Below are 22,446 nucleotides of genomic sequence, written 5' to 3' on the forward strand. Positions count from 1 at the left end.
TCGTGCCGGCCCCGAGGCCATGACGCGGCCGGGCCTGTCCGCCGCGCAGGAAAGGAAGGACCCGCCGGGGTTCTTCGCGTCCAGTGAAAGGGCATCCCCCCACGGTGCGTACGCGAAAGCTCGCCCTCTCCGCCGTCTCCGGCGCCGCTCTGGTCGTCGCCACGGCCTTCCCCGCCGCAGCCTTCCCCACCGCCGCCGGCGCGACCGGGAAGGACCCGGTGAGCGCCGAGGAGCTGCTGGCCCGGGTGAAGAACTGCACCCGGATCTCCCACGGGAGGTACCGGACGGACCAAGGGGGACCGGCGAAGGTGCCGGTGTGCGGTACGAAGGGAGCCGTGTTCTGGAAGGCGGACATGGACATCGACTGCGACGGCCGGGTCACCAAGGCCTGCAGCAGCAGGACCGACCCCTCCTTCCAGCCGGAGACGGCGTTCCAGACCTCGGCGGGCAAGCCCCTGGACTCCGCCCGGCTGCCTTACGTCGTCGTACCGGGAGCCGGGCCGCTCTGGAACCACACCAGGTCCGGGATCAGCGGCGGCGGTGTGGCCGCCGTCATCTACCGCGGCAAGGTCCGGTACGCCGTCGTCGGGGACACCGGGCCCACCGGGATCATCGGGGAGGCGTCGTACGCCGCGGCGGAGGCGCTCGGCATCGATCCCGACCCCAGGACCGGCGGGGCCGCGTCCGGTGTCACGTACATCCTGTTCAGGAACTCCACGGTGTCACCGATCGAGAGCCGTCGAGCCGCCGCCACCGCGGGCGAGGCGCTGGCCCGGAAGCTCGTCGACGACGGCTGAACCGACGACCGGCCCCGCCGCTCCCGGCCGAAGGTCAGAGCGCCGTCAGGATCTGGGGGCCGCTGTCCGTGATGGCCACCGTGTGCTCGGCGTGGGCCGCACGGCTGCCGTCATCCGTGCGCAGCGTCCAGCCGTCCCGGTCGGGGTGGAACACGTCGCCGCCGCCCGCGATCAGCATCGGCTCGATGGCCAGCACCATCCCGTGCCGGAGCGGCATGCCCCGGCCGGGCCGCCCCTCGTTCGGGACGCCTGGGTCCTCGTGCATCGCCCTGCCGATGCCGTGGCCGCCGAAACCCTCCGGGATGCCGTATCCGGCGCCTCGGCACACCGTGCCGATCGCGTGGGCGATGTCGCCGATCCGGTTGCCCACGACCGCCGCCGCGATGCCCGCGTCCAGGGCGGCGTACGCCGTGTCGATCAGCAGGGTGTCGGCGGGGCGGGCCCGGCCGACGGTGAAGCTGACAGCCGAGTCGCCGGCCCAGCCGTCCAGTATCGCGCCCGCGTCGATGCTCACCAGGTCGCCGTCGCGGAGCCGGTAGCCGGTCGGGATGCCGTGCACGATCGCGTCGTTGACCGATGTGCAGATCACCGCCGGGAACGGGGTGGGAGCGAAGTGCGGCCGGTAGTTGAGGAAGGGCGATCCGGCTCCCGCGTCGCGCAGGACCTCGTGGGCCACCTCGTCGAGTTCCTGGAGTGATACGCCGACCATCGCGGCCTTCCGCGCGGCGGTGAGCAGCTGTGCGACGACCCGGCCGGCCTCGCGCATCGCCTTGATGTCTGTGTCTGTCTTGAGTTGCACCATGCCAATTACTATACCGGTCCGACCGGTATTAGAATGACGCCATGGTACGTAACCCCCTGACACCCGAAGAGCGCCGTCGCGGCGAGCGGCTCGGCGAAGTGCTGCGTGAGGCGCGCGGCGGACGCAGCATGGTCGCGGTCGCGGCGAGCGCCGGAATCTCGGCCGAGACGCTCCGCAAGATCGAGACGGGCCGGGCCCCGACTCCCGCCTTCTTCACGGTCGCGGCGCTCGCGGGAGCCCTCGGGCTGTCGATGGACGAGCTGCTCACGCACTGCGTGCCGGTGGCGGTGAACGTCCCAGGGGTCCTGGCGGAACCGGGGGAGCTGCCACTCACGGCGTAGGACCCGTGGCGTGGGCCGAGTAGGGTCGCGACCGTGACTCTCCAGGACTTCGCCCGCAGTGAGTACGTCAGCCTGACCACGTACCGGAAGGACGGCACGCCCGTCGCCACGCCTGTCTGGGCCGCGGCGGACGGTGGCGTGCTGTACGTCTGGACCCGGTCCGACTCCTGGAAGGTCAAGCGGCTGCGTAACGACAGCCGGGCCCTCGTCACCGTCTGCGATGTCCGCGGCCGCGTCGCGGAGGGCGCACCGAGCGCGGAGGGGACGGCCCGGCTGCTCGACGGGGACGGGACCGCGGCGGTGCGCAAGGTGCTGGCCCGGAAGTACACCTGGAAGTTCTGGCTCGTGGACTGGCCCGCCATGGTCGTGCGGCTGGGGAAGCGGCCCCACACGGGGATCGCCGTCACCCTCTGACGGGGGCGCGTCCCTTCGGCCGCACTCCGGGTGCACCATGCCGGAAAAGTGTGCGTAGTCGTCCCGTAACACGCCTGCGGTCGAATGCCCGCGGACTGGAATGTTCCAGTCCCGGGCGACCGGTGAGGGCGACGGTGACGGTGCATCAACATGCGGTGGAAGTAAGGGCGTTCGCACAGTACCTACGAGAACTTGCCGACCGGCTCGATTCCCGGCAGGGCTGGTACGGAGTCTTCTGCGCGCGTGATCCCGACGGCATGCGGGCCTGTTTCGACGGCTCGGAGGTCCCGCCCTGGGACGTGGTCGAGTCGATGCTCCAGGACCTCGCCGCGCTGCGCGGCACCGCGTTCACCGCGCGGGAATCCGTACGCGCCGCCGCACTGTGCGCCGCGTCGGCGGCGGCGTACGACAGGCGCCCGGGTGGGCGGCAGGCCCTTGTCGACCGGCTGGGCGTGATGATCCGGGAGCAGTCCTACGCGGCGCGGCGGTTGCGTGCGGCCGGGGCGGCCGGCGCGGCCGGGGCGGACGGTGCGCTCGGGGCAGGAGGGGCGGACGGTGCGCCCGGGGCGGACGGGGAGACCGAGGCGATGGCCTGGGCTCGGGACGACCACGCCCGTGCCGCAGCCCGCTGCGCCGAGCTCCGCAACCGGCTGGCGGCGGTGGAGATGACGGTGCCTGACAGCTGGTTCCGGGGGCCGGAGGACGTCCAGGGCACCGCCGGCACGAACGTGCTCCCCGGCCTGCGCCTCCGGGAGGGCGCCGGATCCGACGGGGCGCGACACGGCCAGGCGGCCGGGCCCGCCCTCGTGAAGAAGCGCGGCAGGCCGCGCGGGGCGCGTTTCGCGGGCCTGGACATCGAGGACGGCCCGGCCGCCGGGCCGGGCCCCTCGGAGGCGCCCGAACTGCCGGTTCCCTCACCGGCCGCCTCGGCCCCGCGCGGGGCCCGCTTCGGCGGCGCGCCGGGCCGCCGAGGACGCCGTCGCGCGGCTCGTACGGCTGCGCGCGGCGGGCCGCACCGGTGAGGCGCACGCCGTGCTCTGCGATGCCGCGACGTGGCCCGCCGGGCATCTGCCGGGGCTCGCCGTCGCCCTGCACGCGGCCGGCCTGGACGCCGACCGGGCGACCCTGCTGTGGGAGGTGTCCTCGCTGCCGCCGGGAGAACTCGCCGCCGCCGCAGGCGCGCTGGCGGCCGCAGGCCGTGCCGACGACTGCGGGCAGCTGCTCCGGCAGGGCGTCGCCCGACCCGCCGACGAGATCGCCGACGCCGTGGTCGCCCTCGACCGGGCGGGGCTGGAGCCGGAGGCGAGGGCGCTGCTGGGTGCGTTCGTCCGCGTACGGACCCCGCAGGACGCGGCACGCGTCGCCGAGGGCGCACCGAGCCGCCTCGTCCCCCAGCTGCTCGCCGCGGCGCGAGAGGTGTCCGTGGCGCGGGAGTGGGACGTGGTCCACGCGCTGCGGGTCGCGGGCATCGCGGCACCGTAGGGCCTGTCGAACTATGTGGACCATGCACGTCGCCAGTCCGCACGGGCTCGGGGAGATAATTCCTAAATCTCCCTCTATCGTCGATCGAGGCAGAGCCGCACACGTGGCACATGTCCCCCCAGTGATGTGGAGGCACCATGCTTACCCAGGAGATCGCTCTCACCGCGACACCGGCCCAGACCACCACGCTGACCGCCCTGATGGCGGAGCCCGAGGCGGCCGTCAGCGACGCACCGCTCTACACCCCCGAGGCCGCGGGCTTCCTGCTCGCGCTCCTCCTCCTGTCTCCCAAGGAGCCGAAGGAGCCCCGGGGCAAGTGAGTTCCCACTCCGCATTCGCCGAGGCGGCCGACGCCCTGGCAGACAGTGTCCTCGGTGCCCTCAGTGGCACCGGGGGCGCTGTGCAGCTGGCGCGGTACGTCGACGACGCCCCTGACACCCTCGCGGCGCTGGCAGCCGTCCGGGTGCTGGGGGCCGACGTCTTCAGCCCCCATCTCCTGGCCGGCCACCCCCTCCCGGCGCAGGACGCCGCCGTCGTGGCCAAGGCCTTCGACGCCTTCCCGCCGTCCGACGCCCCCGAAGAGGCGGCGGTCGCCCGGCGCGACCACGCCACCGCCGTCCTGCTCGCCCGGCTCTCCGGGGACGACACGCTGCGCGCGGTCGCGCCCGCACCGGCGCACGACGCCGGCCTCGGTCCCGCCGAGGACTGGAGCGGCTGGTCGGTCCGGATGGCACAACTCGCCCCGCTCGCCACGCTCGGCCTCGACGGCCCGGTCCACGAGGCGGCCCGCCGCGGGGTCCTGTCGCTGAGCCGTGGAGTCAGCCGCTCGATCCTGCGCCGCGACTTCCCCACCGCCGTGCGCCTCGTCCGCTGGCTGGCCTGGCTGCGCCACGAGGGCGCGGAACTGCCCCTGGACCCGGACATCGCGGCCGAGCACGTATGGCTGGTGGGAGGGGCGGGTCCGCGCGCCGCCCTGGACCTGGCGATCGCCCGCCACTTCCTCGAACCGCGGCCCGGCACGGCCCCCAAGGAGGCGGCGCAGACATGACGACGATCCCCGAGCCGGTCACCCGGGCGGCCCGCACCATGGCGGACCGGGCACTGTCGTGGCTGCACGCCAACCGGAACCTCGGCGGCCTGCCGCCGGGCACGACCGAGACCATGGCCGACCCCGACAGCGTCTACAAACCCCTGGGGGAGACCACCCTCGCGGCCTCGCTGATCCTGCGCGACGGCGTCGCGGGACCCGGACGTCTGGCCGCCGCCCAGAGCCTGATGGACTTCACCTGGGAGCAGTTCAGGCGCGGCGACATGATCTACGAACGCCAGCTCCGCCACACGCTGATGACGGACCCGCTGGAGATGTACGCCCCCTTCGTCCGCTGCGGCTACCGCCACGAGGCGCTGGACCGCCTCCTCGCCCACCGTTCACGCATGCGGTCGGTGAGCAGCGTCGAGGTCCTGCCGAACCGGCGGCTCGCCGTCGCCAACGCCGCCCGTGTCGTGGGCCTGGAGCACTCCGAGGACCTCGACGCGCTGGCCGGAGCGACCTGGCTCGGTGCGAGGCCGGAGCCGTGGGCCATCAACTGGATCACCGCCTACGCGATGACCCACACCGTCTTCCACCTCACCGACTGGGGCGGGAACCCGGGCGGTCTGCCGTCCGAACTCGCCGACTACGTACGCACCTGGCTCCCCGTCTGGATCGACATCTGGCGCGAGGTGGGGCAGTGGGACCTGGTCACGGAGCTGCTCGTCGTGGGCGCCTCGATCGAGGACCCCTACTGCCGGACGGAGGACTGGGAGGCCCTCGCCGCGCTCCAGCACGAGGACGGACTCGTGCCCCGCGACAGTGACCCGGTCGACGACGACCCGCAGCAGCGCTTCACGGACCATCAGCACACGGTCGTCGTCGCTGCCGTCGCCGGGTCCATCGCGCTCTCCCGGGCGGCGGGCCAGGAGTGAGGCGGCCGCCGCTGACCACCGGTCTCCAGCCTCTCCTGGCCGCGGCCCAGGGGCCGGCGGCGGTGGTCGCGGCGGTACGGGGCGCCGAGCGCACGGTGCTCTGCCGTGGCCCGGTGGGGGAGGGCACCCGGTTCGAGACGGGCTCGCTGACGAAGACCTTCACCGCCCTGCTGCTCGCCGAACTGGCCGCCCGGGGCGAGGTCCGCTACGGCGACCGCGCCGACCGCTACCTGCCCTTCAGGCTTCCCGGGCCCCCGCTCACCCTCCTCCACCTCGCCACCCACACCTCCGGTCTGCCCCGGCTGCCCCCGGGCCTGCTCGCCCGGGCGGTACGCAGCGGATGGCTCAGCAACCCGTACGCAGGGTTCTCCGAGAGCGACCTGCTCACCTCGCTGCGCCGCACCCGGCTGCGGCACCGGCCCGGCAGCCGGGTCCTGTACTCCAACTTCGGTGGGGGCCTGCTGGGCCACGTGCTCGCCAGGGCCGCCGGCGGCACCGGCAGCGACTACCCCGCCCTGCTGGCCGAGCGAGTCACCGGCCCGCTCGGCCTCGCCGACACCGACTGCGACCCCAACCGCCCCCAGGCCACCGGGCATTGGCACGGCCGCCCACGCCCGGCCCTCCTGATGCCCGGACTGGCCGCAGCGGGAGCCGTGCGGTCCAGCGCCCGTGACCTGCTGCGCGTCCTGGCCGCACTCCTGGACCCGGACACCGCCCCGGACCCCGCGCTGCGCACCGCGCTGGCGGAGGTGCAGCGGCCCCGGCTGAGCGTGCCGCGAACCGGTTCCCGGCTGTGTCTCATCTGGAACCTCCGCCCACGCCCCGGCGGTGCCCTGCTCCACCACTCGGGGGGCACCCGTGGCTTCACCGCCTTCGCGGGCTTCCTCCCCGGCTCCGGCACGGGCCTCGTGGCCCTCACGAACACGGCTCCCACCCCGCTCGCACCGTTCGTCCAGGCCGCGTACGGGGCTCTGCGCGGCCTGGACGCCGGGCCTCCGGGGCCGTGTGGACCGCTCGGGTATGAAACATGATCGACTCCGCCGGTTCACGGCGATGGTCTTGCCCCGTTGTGTGACGGGGATTACGTTCTCCTCCTATGCACCGTGTCTACGGGCGTAGAGAACGTAGAGGCTCTCTGACGCCGCGTCGAAGGAGCAGCTCATGTCCCACGTCGTACGCGCCGCACTCGTCCAGGCGACCTGGACCGGCGACACCGAATCCATGATCGCCAAGCATGAGGAACACGCACGCGAGGCCGCCCGGCAGGGTGCGAGGATCATCGGCTTCCAGGAGGTGTTCAACGCCCCCTACTTCTGCCAGGTCCAGGAGCCCGAGCACTACCGCTGGGCCGAACCCGTCCCGGACGGGCCGACGGTCGTGCGCATGCGCGACCTCGCCCGGGAGACGGGCATGGTGATCGTCGTGCCGGTCTTCGAGGTCGAGCAGTCCGGCTTCTACTACAACACCGCGGCGGTCATCGACGCCGACGGCACGTACCTCGGCAAGTACCGCAAGCACCACATCCCGCAGGTCAAGGGCTTCTGGGAGAAGTACTACTTCAAGCCCGGCAACGCCGGCTGGCCGGTCTTCGACACCGCCGTCGGCAAGGTCGGCGTCTACATCTGCTACGACCGGCACTTCCCCGAGGGGTGGCGTCAACTCGGACTCAACGGAGCCCAGTTGGTCTACAACCCGTCGGCCACCTCACGCGGGCTCTCCGGCCATCTGTGGCAGCTGGAACAGCCCGCGTCCGCCGTCGCCAACGAGTACTTCATCGCCGCGATCAACCGCGTCGGCCAGGAGGAGTACGGCGACAACGACTTCTACGGCACGAGCTACTTCGTCGACCCGCGCGGACAGTTCGTCGGCGATGTCGCGAGCGACAAGGAGGAGGAACTCGTCGTACGCGACCTGGACTTCGGGCTGATCGAGCAGGTCCGCCGGCAATGGGCGTTCTACCGGGACCGCAGGCCGGACGCGTACGACGGGCTGGTGGAGCCGTGACCGGGCTGCACGAGCGGCACCTCGCGGTCAGCCCGGACTGGCTGGCGCTCTACTACCGGCACCCCCTGGAGCTCACCCACGGCGAGGGGCGCCATGTCTGGGACGCGGACGGCAACCGCTACCTCGACTTCTTCGGCGGCATCCTCACCACGATGACCGCGCACGCCCTGCCCGAGGTGACCAAGGCCGTCACCGAGCAGGCCGGCCGGCTCATCCACTCCTCGACCCTCTATCTCAACCGCCCGATGGTCGAGCTCGCCGAGCGGGTCGCCACCCTCTCCGGCATCCCCGACGCCCGGGTCTTCTTCACCACCTCGGGCACCGAGGCCAACGACGCCGCCCTGCTGCTCGCCACCGCCCACCGCGGGTCGAACCAGATCCTGGCGATGCGCAACAGCTACCACGGCAGGTCGTTCTCGGCCGTGTCGATCACGGGCAACAGGTCCTGGTCCACGACGAGTCTCTCGCCGCTGCAGACGCTGTACGTCCATGGCGGCGTCCGCAGCCGGGGACCGTACGCGGAGCTGAGCGACGAACGCTTCATCAAGGCCTGCGTCGCCGACCTGGAGGACCTGCTCGGGCACACCAGGGGCGCCGCCGCGCTGATCGCCGAACCGGTACAGGGCGTCGGCGGGTTCACCTCACCCCCCGACGGGCTGTACGCCGCCTTCCGCGAGGTCCTCGACCGGCACGGCATCCTCTGGATTTCCGACGAGGTGCAGACCGGCTGGGGGCGCACGGGCGACCACTTCTGGGGCTGGCAGGCACACGCTTCGAGCGGGCCACCGGACATCCTGACCTTCGCCAAGGGCATCGGCAACGGCATGTCCATCGGCGGAGTCGTCGCCCGGGCCGACGTCATGAACTGCCTGGACGCCAACTCCATCTCGACGTTCGGCGGATCCCCGGTCACCATGGCGGCCGGGCTCGCCAACCTCTCGTACCTGCTGGAGCACGACCTCCAGGGCAACGCCCGCCGCGTCGGCGGCCTGCTCATCGAGCGGCTCCGGGCGGTCGCGGCGGGATCACCGGCCGTACGGGAGGTGCGGGGCAGAGGGCTCATGATCGGGATCGAGCTGGTGAAGCCCGGCACCGACGAGGCCGATCCGGAGGCCGCGGCAGCCGTACTCGAAGCGGCTCGCGCGGGCGGACTGCTCATCGGGAAGGGCGGCGGCCACAACACCAGCGTCCTGCGGATCGCGCCACCCCTGTCGCTCACCGTCGCCGAGGCCGAGGAGGGCGCGGAGATCCTGGGCGAGGCACTGCACGCGGCGACCTGAGAGCGGGCCGCCCCGCAGCGGGGCGGCCCACATCCCGTACGTCATCAGGCACCAGGTCTGCGCGCACAGGCCGGTTCCGCCACCGCGAGGAGGGTTACATGAGCCGCACCGTCATCCACGGCGGCCTCGTCGTCACCGCGTCGGACGAGATCCACGCCGACGTGCTCATCGAGGGCGGACGCGTCGTCGCCCTCGCCGCGCACGGCACCGACGTCGCGGCCGGCTGGAGCGCCGACCGGAGGATCGACGCCACGGGGAAGTACGTCATCCCGGGCGGCGTCGACGGGCACACGCACATGGAGATGCCGTTCGGCGGGACCTACGCCGCGGACACCTTCGAGACCGGCACCCGGGCCGCGGCCTGGGGCGGCACCACCACGATCGTCGACTTCGCCATCCAGACCATGGGCCGCTCGCTGCGCGAAGGGCTGGACGCCTGGCACGCGAAGGCCGACGGCAACTGCGCCGTCGACTACGCCTTCCACATGATCCTCTCGGATGTGAACAAGTCCTCGCTCAAGGAGATGGACCGCCTGGTGGCGGAGGGCATCACCTCGTTCAAGCTCTTCATGGCCTACCCGGGAGTGTTCTACAGCGACGACGGCCAGATCCTCCGTGCCATGCAGCGGGCCTCCGGCAACGGCGGCCTGATCATGATGCACGCGGAGAACGGCATCGCCATCGACGTACTGGTCGAGCAGGCGCTCGCCGAGGGGCGCACCGATCCGCGCCACCACGGCGACGTGCGCAAGGTCGCGCTGGAGGCCGAGGCCACGCACCGCGCGGTCCAGCTCGCGAGGGTCGCCGGGGCTCCGCTGTACGTCGTCCATGTCTCCGCCGACGAGGCCCTCGCCGAGATCGCAGCCGCCCGCCACAAGGGGCTCCCCGTCTTCGGCGAGACCTGTCCGCAGTACCTCTTCCTCTCCACGGACAATCTCGCCGAGCCCGACTTCGAGGGCGCGAAGTACGTCTGTTCGACCCCGTTGCGCCCCCGGGAGCACCAGGAGGCACTCTGGCGCGGGCTCCGGAACAACGAGCTCCAGGTGGTCTCCACCGACCACTGCCCGTTCTGCTTCTCGGGCCAGAAGGAGATGGGCCGGGGGGACTTCTCGAAGATCCCCAACGGTATGCCCGGCGTGGAGAACCGGATGGATCTGCTGCACCAGGCCGTGGTTGACGGGCACATCACCCGCCGCCGCTGGATCGAGATCGCCTGCGCCGCACCGGCCCGGATGTTCGGCCTCTACCCGCGGAAGGGGACCATCGCGCCGGGTGCGGACGCGGACATCGTCGTGTACGACCCGGAGGCCGAGCAGACGATCTCCGCCGAGACACATCACATGAACGTCGACTACTCCGCGTACGAGGGCAAGCGGATCACCGGGCGCGTCGAGACGGTCCTCTCGCGCGGGGCCCCGGTGATCGAGGGCCGCGCCTACGTTGGGCACGCGGGCCACGGGGCTTACGTGCCACGGGGGTTGAGCCAGTACCTGTGAGCGGTCCGGCAGCCGCATGCCTCACCGCCAGGCCACGGTGCGGTTCGGGATGACGCGGACGTCGTGGGACCCAGGCGCCGCGCCACCCCACTCTCAACTCGCCAGATAGCTGGTCGTGGTCGGATCGAACCTCACCACGACGTCCTCGCCGGGACGGCAGCCGAGGCCGGCCCGAGCTGAGATCGTGATCGGTATGTCTGCGGCCCGGACCACGAGTTCGAGACGGTCGCCGAGGAACTCGGAAGTCTCCACGGTGCCGATGAACTCGTCGTCCTCCAGCATCGGCGTCTCCTGCTGCGAGGTGGTCCGCACTTCCACGTTCTCGGGACGTACGCACACGAAGCCGCCGCTGCCGGTCCTGTGGTCCTCTTCGACCGACGAGCGGAGGCAGAGAACCGTCCCGACGCCGGTCTTCGCGATCACGCCGCCTTCACGACGTGCGGAGACATCCTGCACAGGAATCAGATTGGCGTTCCCTATGAAGTCGGCGACGAAGGCCGAACGCGGGTGGTCGTAGAGCTGTTCGGGCCTGTCGATCTGCTCGACGTGTCCCTGGTTCATCACGACCACCGTGTCGGAGAGTGCGAGAGCCTCGGCCTGGTCGTGGGTGACATAGAGCGCGGTGACCCCGAACTGCTCCTGGAAGGACCTGAGTTCCTGGCGGAGCTTGGCCCGCAGCTTCGCATCGAGGTTCGACAGCGGTTCGTCGAGGAGGAGGACCTCGGGATCACCGAGCAGAGCGCGGGCGAACGCCAGGCGCTGCTGTTGTCCACCGCTCAGCTGGGTGGCCCATCGGTCCGCCATGGCGGCCAGGCCCACCTGGTCGAGCATGTCCATGGCCCGCTTGCGGATGTCCTGACCCCTGCGGCGGTTCCGCCCGTGCCGCATGGGGAAGGCCGCGTTGTCGAGCACGGTCATGTGGGGCCAGATGCCGTAGGACTGGGGCACCATCGCGATCGGGCGGTCCTCGGGGCGGACGAAGCGCTTCTGCGGCACATCGAACACCACCTGCCCGCCCATCTCGATCCGGCCGCCCGTGGCCCGCTCGAGCCCGGCGACACAGCGAAGGGTGGTCGTCTTGCCGCACCCGCTGGGCCCGAGCAGGGTGACGAACTGGCCCTTCGGAACGTCGAAGGAGACACCGTCGACCGCGTACGTCGTCTCGCTGCCGGCCACTCGGTCGTAGGACTTGCGCAACTCCGTGATGACGATCGAGTTCACGGTGTCCATGCTCATCGTTTCAGCCCTCTCTCTCATATCTCCTCCACTGTGCTGCGCCGGTTGACCAGCCACACCGCGGCGGTCGAGATCAACACGAGGACCACCGCCAGGGCGCTCGCCGTCGGGTTGTCGACGCTGGAGGTGAAGGTGTCCCACAGGACGACCACCAGGGTGCGGTTGTCGGAACTGGTCAACAGGAGCGCGATCGGGAGCTCGCCCAGCGCATGCGCGAAGACCCACAGCCAGGTCTTCCACAGGGTCGGTCGCAGGAGAGGGAGCAGCACCCTCCGCGTCACGGTGGAAGGTCGCGCGCCGGTGACGCGTGCGGCCTCCATGAGGCCTTCGTCCAGCTGCACCATTGCTGTCTGCACCATGCGCGACCCGCGGGGAAGGAACCGGGTCACCAGCGCGACGATGATGATCCACACGGTCCCGTAGATCGGGATGGGAACGTACAGATAGAGGAACAGGACGGAAGCGCCGAGCACCACGCTGGGAATCCCGAAGACAGCGAACTGGGTCTCGAACAGAAGCGTGCTGCCAGGGAACGTGCGTCGTGACGCCGCCACCGCGATCCACACCGACATCGCGGTGGTCACCGTGGCGGTGACCAGCACGACCTCCGTCGTGTTGAGCAGGATTGTGCCGATGTCCGGAATGGAGAGCAGGTGACTGTAGTTCGCGAACGTCATCGACTGGAGCCCTGACCAGGTGATAGGCCGGGTGTACGGCGAGAAGCTCGTCCACAGCAGGGCCAGGATGGGCAGGACGATGCCGACGAACATGTACACGCAGACGACGACGAAGACGGGGATCCTCCAACGTCCCAGCCCCACTCTGGTCTGGCGGTAGCCCTTGCCGACCACGACCCGGAAACGGTGTGTGTCGCGAACGCGCCGTCGGTACACGAAGAGCATGACGAGCGACACCGCGAGGATGAGGACACCGTAGGTGCTGGCCTGACCGTAGTTGGGGATTCCTCCCGGTGGCTGCAGCGAGTACTGGATGAGACTGCTGAAGACGAAGATCTTGTCCGGCAGCCCGAGGACCGCGGGAATGGCGAACCCCTCCAGCGCCACGACGACCAGGAGGATCGCGGACGCCGACACCGCCGGCGCGACGAGTGGGAGAACGATGAGCCGCAGGCGACGCCGGAGGGGCGCGCCCACCGTCGCGGCGGCCTCCTCCAACTCGGGATTGAGGCGGGCGAAGGCCGGGGCGATCATCAGATACATGCTGGGGACGCCGAAGATCCCCATGACCAGAATCATCCCTGGTATGGAATAGATGTCGATCTGGACGCCGAAGAGCTTTCGGATGAGGATGGCCAGAGGGCCATTCGCGGGATTGGCGACCAGGGCCCACGCTATCGCCATCACCGTGACCGGAACTGCCATCGGGGCGAGGGCGAGCGGACTCAGCACCCGGCGCCCGGGAATATCGGTTCTCTCGAACAGGTAGGCGAGGGAAAGGCTGAGCACAAGGGCGACGACGAGCGAGCCGACCACGTAGATCAGGGTGTTGAGCGTCACCGACCCCAGCCGGCTGGACTCGAAGACCGCGGAGTAGTTGTCGAGGGAGAAGCCGGGAACGTCGAAGGGCAGATCGGTGGTGGACGGCTTCAGGCTGCTGTAGATCAGGATCGCGAGGGGGACGAGGACCAGGTATCCGACCAGGACGATCATGGCCAGGTTCAGCAGCATGCCTGCGGCTGAAGAAACCCTCGGCATTTTCGCATCGGAACGGGTGTCCGGAGTCCTCGGAGATTCCTTGGCCGGTGCGGGTGGTGTTTCTTCAGTCTTCAGGACCATGGTGGACCTCCAGTTCTGCACATGGTGTTGGTCGTGGCCGGCTCGGTCGAACTCGGAAGCCCCGCGTCCGGCCTCCGTGATTCGCTTCCTTCATGTCCCTAGCCGACATCGGTCCCGAATTCCATCTCCACCTCGGGATAGAAGGCGGAGAGCGTTCTGTACTTCTCGATCGTCTTGGTGCCGTACCACTCCAGGTCCGCCTTGCACAGGGCTCGAAGGACGGCGGTGCCGTCCGTATCCGAGCAGTCGGTGTCGACGGGGATCCGGGAGTTGTAGGTCTTCCCGAGCAACTGCTGGGCCTCTTCGGACGACAGGAACGAGGTGAGGAGTGCCGCCGCAGCCGGGTGCGGGGCCCCCTTCGGCACATAGAGGTAGGACTCGCTGGCGCTGGTCGGTGAGATCGGTGCGATGTCGACGGGAGCGCCTTTGTCCTTCGCGGCGAGGACCAGGCTGGCGAGGCTGGTCCCGATACTCACTTCGCCCGACTCGACGGGCGCTTCGGCCTGGGTGACGTTCGGCGAGTAGTGGGGGTCCTGGGCGGAGAACTTCTTGGCCCATGCCAGCGCCTTGGCCTGGCCCATCGCGTCGTCCAGCTCCCAGACGGACATGAAGGATGCGCGCGACTCGGCCGAGATCCGGCCACCGGACCACTTGGGGTCGAGCAGATCGTCCCAGGTCTTCGGCACGTCGGCCGGTTCGACCTTGTCGGTGTTGTAGGCCCAGACCTTGGGTGTGGCCCAGACGTAGACGAAGTTCTTGGCGAAGATGTCTTCCGCCTCGATGCCGTACTCCGACCAGTCGACGTCACCGGCCAGCTTGACCGCAGGGCTCATGGTGAGTCCGCCGGCGTTCGCCACGTCGATCGACACCTTCCCGGCGGCTTGCTCCATCCTGAGCTGGCTCACCTGGTCCGGCGCCTTGATGTTGGTGTACTTGACCGTGATGCCGGGGTACGTCTTCTCGAACAGGTCGATGGCGGGCTGCATCTGCGCTTCCGGGTTCCAGGACGCCCAGTTGACCTCGCCGTCCTGTTGCGCCTGCTTCACCAGGGCGGCCTTGGACGAGGGGAGCTCGGGCTGCTCGTCTCCCGCTCCGCAACCCGTCGCGGCGGCCGTCGTCAACAGCGCGAGCGCCGCCGCCATGGCGGCCCGTCGGCGTGGGGGAGGCCCGGCCGCTACCTTCGCGACGAAGCAGGAAGCATCGCGCCGTAGCACCTTGCTCTTCACGATGTGACTAATCGCCATCCCCTCCTCTGGGGTTCGCGGCCGACGTTCTGCCGGGCACCTGGTCGTCGTCGTGCGCGGCACTTCGCATTTACGCGCCGCGCTGCGGGAACGCCTGTTTCCGGCAGTACGGAGCGCGTGGAGAACACTGGCCACCCCGGCCGAGTGCTCACACGCGGTCCGCCGGGTGCCTTGCGTCAGGTGTGGGCCGAAGTCGCCGACGGCGGGATCACCGCGCCGGCACCACGAGCGTCGGCGGCATATGTGATCCGCACGCCGACGGCAGTGGTTCTGGGGCCGGCGACGGACTCTGGTCGATGTGGGCAGGCGCCATGCTGCGGCGACGGGGCGACGGTTGGGTCGACTGTCTGGTGACCGTCACGCACAGCTCAAGCGCTTTGTCGAACAAAATGGACCGTAGCACCGGCTCCGTCTGCCGTGAACCCTGTCGTACGAAATTCCCGGGCGCTCGCCATTTCAGCCTGTCCCGCGCTTGGGCGGGCGCCGTCCAGCCATGTGAAGGGGGCAGTGGCTGCCACGGTTCGGTAGTCTGGTCGACGCTGCGGCGCCCCTCGTTGTTGGACAATAGGCGTGAGTGGTCGACACGTCCCCGGCGGTTCACCCCAGGATGCGGCCGTCGTGCCGTCGTCTCACCGCTGTGGCGATCCGTCAGTGAGTCGCGGAAAAATTGTCAAACAATCGTCACATCGTGTGAGGGCTAGGCCTTGTACTCGAGTGCCGCGCCCTGTTAAATTTCTGTCGCATTGTCAAACAAAGAGCCTCCGGCGAGGGCTCCCGACGTGCACGTACATGGTTCGGAGCGCCACTTCGTGGTTCTGCGCCGGGGCTCGCGACGCGCTGCTTGCGTCCGTGAAGTACGAGAGCGAGGAGCGTGCGGTCCATGAGCGAGCGGGGTTCGAGCATGCCCGATTCCTCACCCTCAAGCAGGTTCACGACGGCCTATCAGGACCTGCGCAGCCTCATCGTCTCGGGACACTTCGGACCGAACGTCCGGCTCACCGAGGCGGAGCTGACGAGTCGGCTCGATGTCTCGCGCGGCACCATCCGGTCGGTTCTGGTCCGGCTCGCACAGGAGGGCTATGTCACCAGTGAGCCCAACCGGGGTGTCAGAACACGCGTGTTCACACTGGAGGAGGCGGCTGCCGTCCTCGAGGCGCGCGAGGTGCTCGAATCCGCGCTGGCCGGGAAGGCGGCCACATCCGCGACCGAGTCCGAGATCGAGGAGCTCACCGGCATCTGTCAGCGGATGGGTGAGGCGGAGAACGCCCGCGCCGAAGCCGACTACTCCAGTCTCAACAGACGCTTTCACCAACACGTGCGGACCGTCGCCCGGCAGCCGATCCTCTCAGGGTTTGTCGATGTCCTCGTGTACCCCCTGGTCATGCGGCAGTTTCGCGATCTGACGCGGACCCACCCGCGGGCGAACTCACTCAACGAGCACCGCGCCATCCTCGCAGCGCTGCAGACCCGTAACCCCGATGCCGCCGCCGCCGCGATGCGACACCATGTCGCCTCCGCGAGACGGGCGTTGTTGTTGAACACCCGGTCCACCGAGGACCGAAGCGCCCCCGGTACCCACTCCCAGCCGTGACTCCCGGCCCGGTGAACGGCGCCGTGCCGGGGCACCGGAAGCTGTCCGAAGGCTGAGCCGCCGCCAGGAGCACCGCTCCGGCCTGCGTGCAGGTCCCCGAGCGGTCGCACTCCGTGCCGACCGCTCCTTCGGCCGGCCCCGGCCGGAAGTCGACACCCGCCTGTCGGTGCCGCGCCCGCCTCCCCTCGGAACCGAAGCTACCGCTTCACGCCAACTCGCCCAGATTGTTTGACGATTCTCGTTACGCAGCCTTGTATCTGCGGTGAAACGACTGTTAGTTTCCCCCACATTGTGCAACAACCTCTCGATGAGGAGAACTGAGATGAGCAGCCAACACCGCCGTAACGCAGGTCTTCGCCGTGACTGTGGACGGGGCGTGCGATGACGCGTCTCACGATGGCGCTGCGTCGTTACCCTCACACCGAGCCGCTCCTGGACGGCGCTCTGAAGGTCCCCGGCTGCGATCTGGACTTCCCCGGAATCGAGCCGATCCACCGGGCGTTCGCGCCCATGGTCCGCGAACTGCGATACGACGTCTCCGAACTCGCCATCGTCACCCTGCTGCAGGCCGTCGAGGCCGGCGTCCCGGTCGCCGCGCTGCCCGTGGTCCTCCATGGCAACTTCCACCACCGGTCGATCTCCGTCTGGGGCGGCGAGAGCCGCCTCCGCCCGGAAGACCTGCGCGGACGACGGGTCGGTGTGCGGGCCTACAGCCAGACGACGGGCCTCTGGGTCCGTGGTGTGCTCAGCGACACCTACGGGGTGCGGGCACAGGACGTCACATGGGTGACCACGGAAGGATCGCACGTCGATGCCGCACCCGAGCCCTCCAATGTCGAGCGCACGTCGCGCCGGCTGGTGGACGCCCTGCGGGACGAGGACCTCGCCGCAGTCGTCATGGGTGCCCGATCGGCCGATCATGTGGACGGACTGGTTCCTCTCATCGCGGACTGGAAGGCCCAGCAGGACGGGTTCCTCGCGAACCACGGCTGGGTTCCGGTGAACCACCTCGCTGTCGTGCGGAAGGACCTCCTCGAGTCCGATCCGGACCTCGTCCGTGGGGTCTACCAGGCACTCTGTGCCGGTATCGACGTCGCTCGCCCCTCCGAGCCCACCGGTTCGACCCGCGAGCTCGTGGTGCAGCACGGTGCCGGCGAGACGCTCCTGGCCACCCTCAGGACCGCCATCCGCTACGCCCGCGAGCAGGGACTCATCAAGAGTGACCTGGACGCAGCAGACCTCTTTGCCGACTTCCACCGCTACGTGGGCAAGCCGTGACCTGCTCGCGGGGTGGGACGGCCCGACGTACGACGCTTCAGCGACACCGCTCGGAGGAGAATTGATGCACTGTTTCGACACCCACACCCACGCCATCTCGAGCGACACGGACGCCTACCCGGTCCAGCCGCTCGGTGGGCGCCAGTCGGAGTGGTCCCGCACCCGGCCCGTCGACATCTCCGGCTTGATCCGACACCTCGATGCCGCGGGGATCGAGCGGGCGGCACTCGTGCACGCGTCGACCATGTACGGATTCGACAACCGGTACGCGGCTGATGCCCTGGCCGAGTTTCCGGACCGACTGGTCGGCGTCTGCGCGGTCGACTTCCTTTCCGATTCGGCTGTGCCGGACCTCCGGCACTGGATCGAGGAGCGGGGCTTCAGCGGTGTCCGCATCCGTGTGTCCGACGGCACCACGAAGGTGCCCACACCGGGTGCCGGACTCTCGGACGAACGTATGAGCTCGGTCTGGGACTACGTGGAGAGCCGCGGGGTGCCGGTGTGCGTGCAGATGCACTCGAAGGACACCGCCAAGCTTCTCCACGTCCTCGACGCACACCCGGCGTTGACCGTGCTGCTCGACCACGCCGGGCGCCCCGACGCCAGTGGCGGGCCCACGTACCCGCAGCTCGGTGAGATCGGGCAGCTGGCCCGCTTCCCCGGGGTCCATCTCAAGATCACGCCGCCGGCACTGAGCCGGCTTGAGGGCGAACCGGGCGCCGACGTCACCGAGGTTCTGCGACGCCTGGCGGGCATGTTCGGTACCGAGCGCCTGATGTGGGGATCGAACTTTCCGGCTTCCGCGGGCACCCTCCAGGACCTGCGTGACTCGATCGAGAGCTGCCTGACCTGGATGACACCGGAGGGGCGGGCGAACCTCCTCGGTGGCAACGCAGCCCGTGTCTACGACGTACCTGTGACAACCGACAGCCACTGACCGCCCCCGCGACGGTGGACACCACTTGAGGACGGAATGGCGATGGGACAGGAACGGAAGAGCGGAACCCCGAGGCGCTTGGCCGCCACCCTCCCCGTGAAGAGCGGCAGGATGCCTCCGGGCCACGGGAGGCTCGCACTGACCGCAGCCACCGTGCTGGTCACCGTGGTCGGTATGTCCGGCTGCGGGAGGACGGTCGAGAGCGCCGATCTCCCGGCATCGATGAGCGCCCTGGTGAAGCAGGCCGAGAAGGAGGGCGAGGTCGACTGGTCGGTCCCCAAGCCGCAGGAGCAGATGCAGCCGGCGATCGACCTCTTCGAGAAGAGGTACCCCGGCATCAAGGTCAAGTACACCAACACCAAGGCTCCCGACCAGGTGAGCCAGCTCAGGATGGAACAGGCCGCCCGGAAGGTGTCGGTCGACGTGGCCAACGCCGGCGGACTCACCGTGGTCCCGTCCGCTGCCATGGCGGACGACATCGACTGGTCGCGCTACGGGATCGGTTCCGAGAACGTCTTCGAGAGGAACCTGGTCTACATCTGGGCGGTTCCGAAGGTGTGGGCCTACAACACCGACAAGGTGAAGGCGGCCGACGCGCCGAAGACCTGGGACGACCTGCTCGACCCCAGGTGGTCCGGTGGCCGGATCTCGGCGGAATCGCGGGCATCGTTTCTCACTGTGTGGGACGCCGACCCGTCCATGGGCGAAGCGAAGGCGCTCGCATGGGCCAAGAAGTTCGCCGCACAGAAGCCGCACTTCACACCGAACACGACCCAGTCGGAGGCACCGGTCGAGTCAGGACAGGCGAGCATCGGCACCAGCCTCATCAACCTGGTTCTCGAGGCGAAGGAGAAGGGTGTGCCCGTCGAGGTGGCTCCCCTCTCGCCGACCAGTGCCAACGAGTCGTACCTCTACGTCCCGAAGGGCGCTCCGCACCCTGCCGCCGGTGCGCTGCTCACCTCGTTCCTGTCTTCGGGCGCGGCGCAGAACGCGCTGGCGAAGACGTACAACTCCCGAATTCCGGTGAACACCGACTGTTCGGACCCGAGTGGCATCCCCGTACTCGAAGCGATCTGCAAGGCGAACCTGGAGTGGTATCCGACCGCGTCGCTCGATGAGTACAACCAGCTCACGGCCTTCTTCCCCAAGGGAGAGAAGGCGCTCGGCACGAATATCGATTGATCCGGCCGCCACCGCGCGGCACAAGCGGCTCGCGGCGCGGGGCCGTCTCACCGTAGGTACGTGTTGGTCCAGTCGTCCGTGGTGATCTCGGCCCCTGCCGGAAGGGCGCCCAGTTTGTCGACAAAGGTGAACGTCTTCCGCCACGTCGCCGCGTCCATGTCCGCGAACAGTGGCCATTCGACCTCTTCGAGGCCGGCCTGCACCACTGGATCGGGGACGCCGGGCAGCGCCTCTTTCGCCACCGGCACGACGGACGGATCGTTCGCGTGCTCGGCCAGGTAGGCGGTCCCTTCCTGCACCGCGGCGGCGAATTTCTCGACCGTTCCGGTGTGCTGATCGGCGAAACCCTTGTTGGTCACCAGGACCTGTCCGTAGCCGGCGAACTGGCCGGCCCACTCGGGCACCGACCGGGAGGTGGCCACCACGACGCCCTCCCCGGAGTGCTGGATCTGCAGCGGGAGCGGTTCCGAGGTGATGAACCAGTCGATCCGGCCGTCGTCGAGTGCGGCCCTGTCCGCGCTGGGACTGGGCAACGAGACCCACTCCACCTCGCCCGGGCCGACTCCGTTGTTCCTGAGGAAGATCTCGGCCTCGGCCTTCGTGTTCGCCGAGCTGGAACCGCCGGTCGAACCTGCCAGCGCCTTGGCCACCTCGTCCGACGGGGACTTGGCGGTCAGCCCCTGCTGCTGAGCGAAGGTGTTGGACACGACAAGGCCGAGCGGATTGCCGAGCCCGTCCGCTCCGACCGCGATCTCCGGAAGCCCCTTCGCGAGGGCGCCCAGGAAACTGGTCGGACTGGAGTTGAGGATCTGAAGGGAACCCGACTGCAGGGCCGGCGTACCGGTGGCGGCCGTCACGGTCACGAACCTGACGTGTAGCCCCCGCTTGCTGAAGTAGCCCTGGGCCTCTGCCACCCGAAGCGGCACGTCGAAGATGTTGCCCGCTACGCCGACGGTGACCGTGCCGCCTCCGCCCGCGTCGTCCGCCGCGGAGTCACCGCATGCCGTCAGCAGGGTCGAGCAGAGCACCATGGCTGCCGCGGACGTCACGGAACGCCTGGAAGCGAACACCGATGGTAAGCGGCCCGCGACGGGCGGAAGACATCTGGGACGGAGCTTCATCAGGGTTCTCCTGTCGCCGGCGCCTGGCCGCGCATCGCACCGCGACACGTGGCAGCGGTGCGCCTCGGTGCCCGGCCCGTATGAGGACAGTCCGGTCGGGGGCTGGGATTGTTGGACAAGAACTGTAGGGAACGTAACCCCTGGGGCTTACCCCGGCAAGGTGTGTGCGGGAAATGCACGCCCGGCTACGTCGCTTGCCGCACTGGAGGCTCGGTTTGTTCGACAATGCTTGGTGCGGCGGCAGCGGACACACCGGCATCTCCAGGACAGATGCTGGTGTATCGACCAGTCGTGTCTCGTGACGCCTTGGCAATGAGGCGTGATTGTTCGACAGTACCCAGTCGGATCGCTCGCGGATTCTGTGAATGACAGGTTCTTCCTGCAGGCTTCTTGTGCCACCTGAGTGGCGGTGTTAGCTTCCCATCATTGGTTGTCAGACAATCTCGGCGGCGCCAAGCGTCGCCGATGGCTGCATCAGCAGGAGAACCCAGCCGACCTCGATGCTCGTTCGCGTGCATCGGACGCACCACTGTCACAGCACCGCCACCCACGAACGCCGCCACAGGCGCGAGCGCATGGCCCCCGCTTCATCTCTTGCGAGGAGGAGGCCGAGGAGACAGATATGTCGACCACACAGCGCAACTCCCACTCGGAGGCACTCCGTCTCGAGCACGTCACGCTGGAGTTTCCCGGGACTCACCGGCCGGCGATCGAGGACGTGTCGTTCAAAGTCGACCGCGGCAGAGTCGTGGCCGTGATCGGACCCAGCGGGTGCGGTAAGAGCACCATCCTCAACCTGGCCGCCGGACTGCTCACTCCCACGGAGGGGCAGGTCCACTACGCGGGCGAACCGGTCACCGGCGTCAACTCGGATGCGGCGTACGTGACTCAGCAGTCACACCTGCTGCCCTGGCTGAGTGTCCAGGCCAACATCGGGCTGGCGCTGAAGTTCCGCAAGGTTCCCAAGGAGGAGCGCGAAGAGCGGGTGGCCCAGTGGGTCGAGCTCGTCGGTCTGACCGGATTCGAGCATCACTTCCCCCGGGAGCTGTCGGGCGGAATGCAGAAGCGCTGCGCGATCGCGCGGGCGCTGATCTACAACCCGTCCATCGTGCTCATGGACGAACCGTTCGGGCCGCTCGACGCCATCACCCGGCTCGAGCTCCAGCAGGAACTGCTCAACATCTGGCGTGAGCAGAACGGGACTCTGATCTTCGTCACGCACGACCTCAACGAGGCCATCTACCTGGCCGACGAGGTCGTCGTGATGTCCAAGGGCCCCGGCACGATCCGACGTGTCATCCAGGTCCCCTTCGAACGTCCGCGCCAGATCGGTTCGCTGGTCGAGTCGCCGGAGTTCTCGGAGCTCTACAACGACCTCTGGGGTCTCTTCGCCGCCGAGCGGAAGGCCGCCGCTTAAGCGGCTGAGCCCCTCCACCACCGAGGCACCTAACCCGCGCGGGCCCCAGGCCCGGCGCCCGGA

General features: G+C 69.3%; 20 protein-coding genes and 1 pseudogene. 16 read left to right on the top strand and 5 right to left on the bottom strand.

All coding sequences use genetic code 11. The annotated features are described in order from the left end of the window. Positions 1–104 precede the first annotated feature (104 nt). The gene (locus tag ACIREO_RS37625; RefSeq protein ID WP_404119005.1) at positions 105–797 is read left to right on the top strand and encodes a glycoside hydrolase family 75 protein; all 693 of its coding nucleotides are present in this window, start codon (positions 105–107) and stop codon (positions 795–797) included. 34 nt (positions 798–831) lie between these two features. On the opposite strand, the gene map is transcribed toward ACIREO_RS37625, so the two are convergent. Then, on the bottom strand, positions 832–1,599 hold the full coding sequence (map, locus tag ACIREO_RS37630) for a type I methionyl aminopeptidase (RefSeq protein ID WP_404119007.1): 768 nt from the start codon (positions 1,597–1,599) through the stop codon (positions 832–834). A gap of 41 nt (positions 1,600–1,640) precedes the next feature. Here map and ACIREO_RS37635 point away from each other — a divergent pair, with 41 nt between their 5' ends. From ACIREO_RS37635 to hydA, 10 genes and pseudogenes are all read left to right on the top strand, one after another. Further along, complete coding sequence (locus ACIREO_RS37635) at positions 1,641–1,940, top strand: helix-turn-helix domain-containing protein (RefSeq protein WP_404119010.1); 300 nt, start codon at positions 1,641–1,643, stop codon at positions 1,938–1,940. Between the two features lie 33 nt (positions 1,941–1,973). Then, the gene (locus ACIREO_RS37640; RefSeq protein ID WP_404119012.1) at positions 1,974–2,354 is read left to right on the top strand and encodes a PPOX class F420-dependent oxidoreductase; all 381 of its coding nucleotides are present in this window, start codon (positions 1,974–1,976) and stop codon (positions 2,352–2,354) included. Between the two features lie 134 nt (positions 2,355–2,488). Next, positions 2,489–3,836, top strand: a pseudogene (locus ACIREO_RS37645) (hypothetical protein). A 137-nt stretch (positions 3,837–3,973) separates the two neighbouring features. Further along, entirely contained in the window at positions 3,974–4,156 is a 183-nt protein-coding gene (locus ACIREO_RS37650) for a hypothetical protein (RefSeq protein ID WP_404119015.1), read from the top strand. Beyond that, the gene (locus ACIREO_RS37655; protein WP_404119017.1) at positions 4,153–4,884 is read left to right on the top strand and encodes a hypothetical protein; all 732 of its coding nucleotides are present in this window, start codon (positions 4,153–4,155) and stop codon (positions 4,882–4,884) included. Before ACIREO_RS37650 ends, ACIREO_RS37655 begins: the two co-directional genes overlap by 4 nt. After that, positions 4,881–5,801, top strand: coding sequence for a DUF6895 family protein (locus tag ACIREO_RS37660; protein ID WP_404119019.1), 921 nt, complete (start codon positions 4,881–4,883; stop codon positions 5,799–5,801). The genes ACIREO_RS37655 and ACIREO_RS37660 overlap by 4 nt, the downstream gene beginning before the upstream one ends. Further along, the gene (locus tag ACIREO_RS37665) at positions 5,798–6,832 is read left to right on the top strand and encodes a serine hydrolase domain-containing protein (RefSeq protein ID WP_404119021.1); all 1,035 of its coding nucleotides are present in this window, start codon (positions 5,798–5,800) and stop codon (positions 6,830–6,832) included. The genes ACIREO_RS37660 and ACIREO_RS37665 overlap by 4 nt, the downstream gene beginning before the upstream one ends. A 130-nt stretch (positions 6,833–6,962) precedes the next feature. Next, positions 6,963–7,805: a nitrilase-related carbon-nitrogen hydrolase gene (locus ACIREO_RS37670; RefSeq protein WP_404119024.1), complete on the top strand. Its 843-nt coding sequence runs from the start codon at positions 6,963–6,965 to the stop codon at positions 7,803–7,805. Beyond that, positions 7,802–9,085 (top strand): aspartate aminotransferase family protein, encoded by a 1,284-nt coding sequence (locus ACIREO_RS37675; RefSeq protein ID WP_404119026.1) that lies wholly within the window; start codon positions 7,802–7,804, stop codon positions 9,083–9,085. The genes ACIREO_RS37670 and ACIREO_RS37675 overlap by 4 nt, the downstream gene beginning before the upstream one ends. Positions 9,086–9,183: 98 nt before the next feature. Further along, positions 9,184–10,581: a dihydropyrimidinase gene (gene hydA / locus ACIREO_RS37680; RefSeq protein ID WP_404119028.1), complete on the top strand. Its 1,398-nt coding sequence runs from the start codon at positions 9,184–9,186 to the stop codon at positions 10,579–10,581. A 93-nt stretch (positions 10,582–10,674) separates the two neighbouring features. On the opposite strand, the gene ACIREO_RS37685 is transcribed toward hydA, so the two are convergent. The 3 genes from ACIREO_RS37685 to ACIREO_RS37695 form a co-directional block, all read right to left on the bottom strand. Then, complete coding sequence (locus tag ACIREO_RS37685; RefSeq protein ID WP_404119030.1) at positions 10,675–11,817, bottom strand: ABC transporter ATP-binding protein; 1,143 nt, start codon at positions 11,815–11,817, stop codon at positions 10,675–10,677. Between the two features lie 17 nt (positions 11,818–11,834). Further along, positions 11,835–13,505, bottom strand: coding sequence for an ABC transporter permease (locus tag ACIREO_RS37690; RefSeq protein WP_404119033.1), 1,671 nt, complete (start codon positions 13,503–13,505; stop codon positions 11,835–11,837). 206 nt (positions 13,506–13,711) lie between these two features. Beyond that, positions 13,712–14,857 carry an ABC transporter substrate-binding protein gene (locus tag ACIREO_RS37695; RefSeq protein ID WP_404119035.1) on the bottom strand — a complete coding sequence of 382 codons (1,146 nt, stop codon included), beginning with the start codon at positions 14,855–14,857 and terminating at the stop codon, positions 13,712–13,714. Between the two features lie 880 nt (positions 14,858–15,737). Between ACIREO_RS37695 and ACIREO_RS37700 the strand changes: the two genes are divergently transcribed. The 4 genes from ACIREO_RS37700 to ACIREO_RS37715 all read left to right on the top strand — a co-directional run bounded on the left by ACIREO_RS37700 (position 15,738) and on the right by ACIREO_RS37715 (position 19,845). Beyond that, the gene (locus tag ACIREO_RS37700; RefSeq protein ID WP_404119037.1) at positions 15,738–16,448 is read left to right on the top strand and encodes a GntR family transcriptional regulator; all 711 of its coding nucleotides are present in this window, start codon (positions 15,738–15,740) and stop codon (positions 16,446–16,448) included. A gap of 381 nt (positions 16,449–16,829) precedes the next feature. Continuing rightward, positions 16,830–17,726 carry a hypothetical protein gene (locus tag ACIREO_RS37705; RefSeq protein ID WP_404119039.1) on the top strand — a complete coding sequence of 299 codons (897 nt, stop codon included), beginning with the start codon at positions 16,830–16,832 and terminating at the stop codon, positions 17,724–17,726. Between the two features lie 64 nt (positions 17,727–17,790). After that, positions 17,791–18,663 carry an amidohydrolase family protein gene (locus ACIREO_RS37710; RefSeq protein WP_404119041.1) on the top strand — a complete coding sequence of 291 codons (873 nt, stop codon included), beginning with the start codon at positions 17,791–17,793 and terminating at the stop codon, positions 18,661–18,663. 78 nt (positions 18,664–18,741) lie between these two features. Continuing rightward, complete coding sequence (locus ACIREO_RS37715; RefSeq protein ID WP_404119043.1) at positions 18,742–19,845, top strand: ABC transporter substrate-binding protein; 1,104 nt, start codon at positions 18,742–18,744, stop codon at positions 19,843–19,845. Positions 19,846–19,892: 47 nt separating this feature from the next. Here the strand turns inward: ACIREO_RS37715 and ACIREO_RS37720 are convergent, their stop codons facing one another. Then, positions 19,893–20,894 carry an ABC transporter substrate-binding protein gene (locus ACIREO_RS37720; RefSeq protein WP_404119045.1) on the bottom strand — a complete coding sequence of 334 codons (1,002 nt, stop codon included), beginning with the start codon at positions 20,892–20,894 and terminating at the stop codon, positions 19,893–19,895. Positions 20,895–21,588: 694 nt separating this feature from the next. On the opposite strand from ACIREO_RS37720, the gene ACIREO_RS37725 reads away from it, so the two are divergent. Continuing rightward, positions 21,589–22,383, top strand: a complete 795-nt coding sequence (locus tag ACIREO_RS37725) for an ABC transporter ATP-binding protein (RefSeq protein ID WP_404119047.1) — start codon at positions 21,589–21,591, stop codon at positions 22,381–22,383. Positions 22,384–22,446: the final 63 nt, after the last annotated feature.

The organism is Streptomyces sp. NPDC102441, from assembly GCF_044765585.1.
GTDB lineage: Bacteria > Actinomycetota > Actinomycetes > Streptomycetales > Streptomycetaceae > Streptomyces.

Coding starts and splice junctions, on each gene's coding strand:
- ACIREO_RS37700 (WP_404119037.1), top strand. CDS start 15,738: ATGAGCGAGCGGGGTTCGAGCATGCCCGATTCCTCACCCTCAAGCAGG.
- hydA (WP_404119028.1), top strand. CDS start 9,184: ATGAGCCGCACCGTCATCCACGGCGGCCTCGTCGTCACCGCGTCGGAC.
- ACIREO_RS37635 (WP_404119010.1), top strand. CDS start 1,641: ATGGTACGTAACCCCCTGACACCCGAAGAGCGCCGTCGCGGCGAGCGG.
- ACIREO_RS37705 (WP_404119039.1), top strand. CDS start 16,830: ATGACGCGTCTCACGATGGCGCTGCGTCGTTACCCTCACACCGAGCCG.
- ACIREO_RS37725 (WP_404119047.1), top strand. CDS start 21,589: ATGTCGACCACACAGCGCAACTCCCACTCGGAGGCACTCCGTCTCGAG.
- ACIREO_RS37685 (WP_404119030.1), bottom strand. CDS start 11,817: ATGAGCATGGACACCGTGAACTCGATCGTCATCACGGAGTTGCGCAAG.
- ACIREO_RS37690 (WP_404119033.1), bottom strand. CDS start 13,505: ATGCTGCTGAACCTGGCCATGATCGTCCTGGTCGGATACCTGGTCCTC.
- ACIREO_RS37650 (WP_404119015.1), top strand. CDS start 3,974: ATGCTTACCCAGGAGATCGCTCTCACCGCGACACCGGCCCAGACCACC.
- ACIREO_RS37660 (WP_404119019.1), top strand. CDS start 4,881: ATGACGACGATCCCCGAGCCGGTCACCCGGGCGGCCCGCACCATGGCG.
- ACIREO_RS37670 (WP_404119024.1), top strand. CDS start 6,963: ATGTCCCACGTCGTACGCGCCGCACTCGTCCAGGCGACCTGGACCGGC.
- map (WP_404119007.1), bottom strand. CDS start 1,599: ATGGTGCAACTCAAGACAGACACAGACATCAAGGCGATGCGCGAGGCC.
- ACIREO_RS37695 (WP_404119035.1), bottom strand. CDS start 14,857: ATGGCGATTAGTCACATCGTGAAGAGCAAGGTGCTACGGCGCGATGCT.
- ACIREO_RS37710 (WP_404119041.1), top strand. CDS start 17,791: ATGCACTGTTTCGACACCCACACCCACGCCATCTCGAGCGACACGGAC.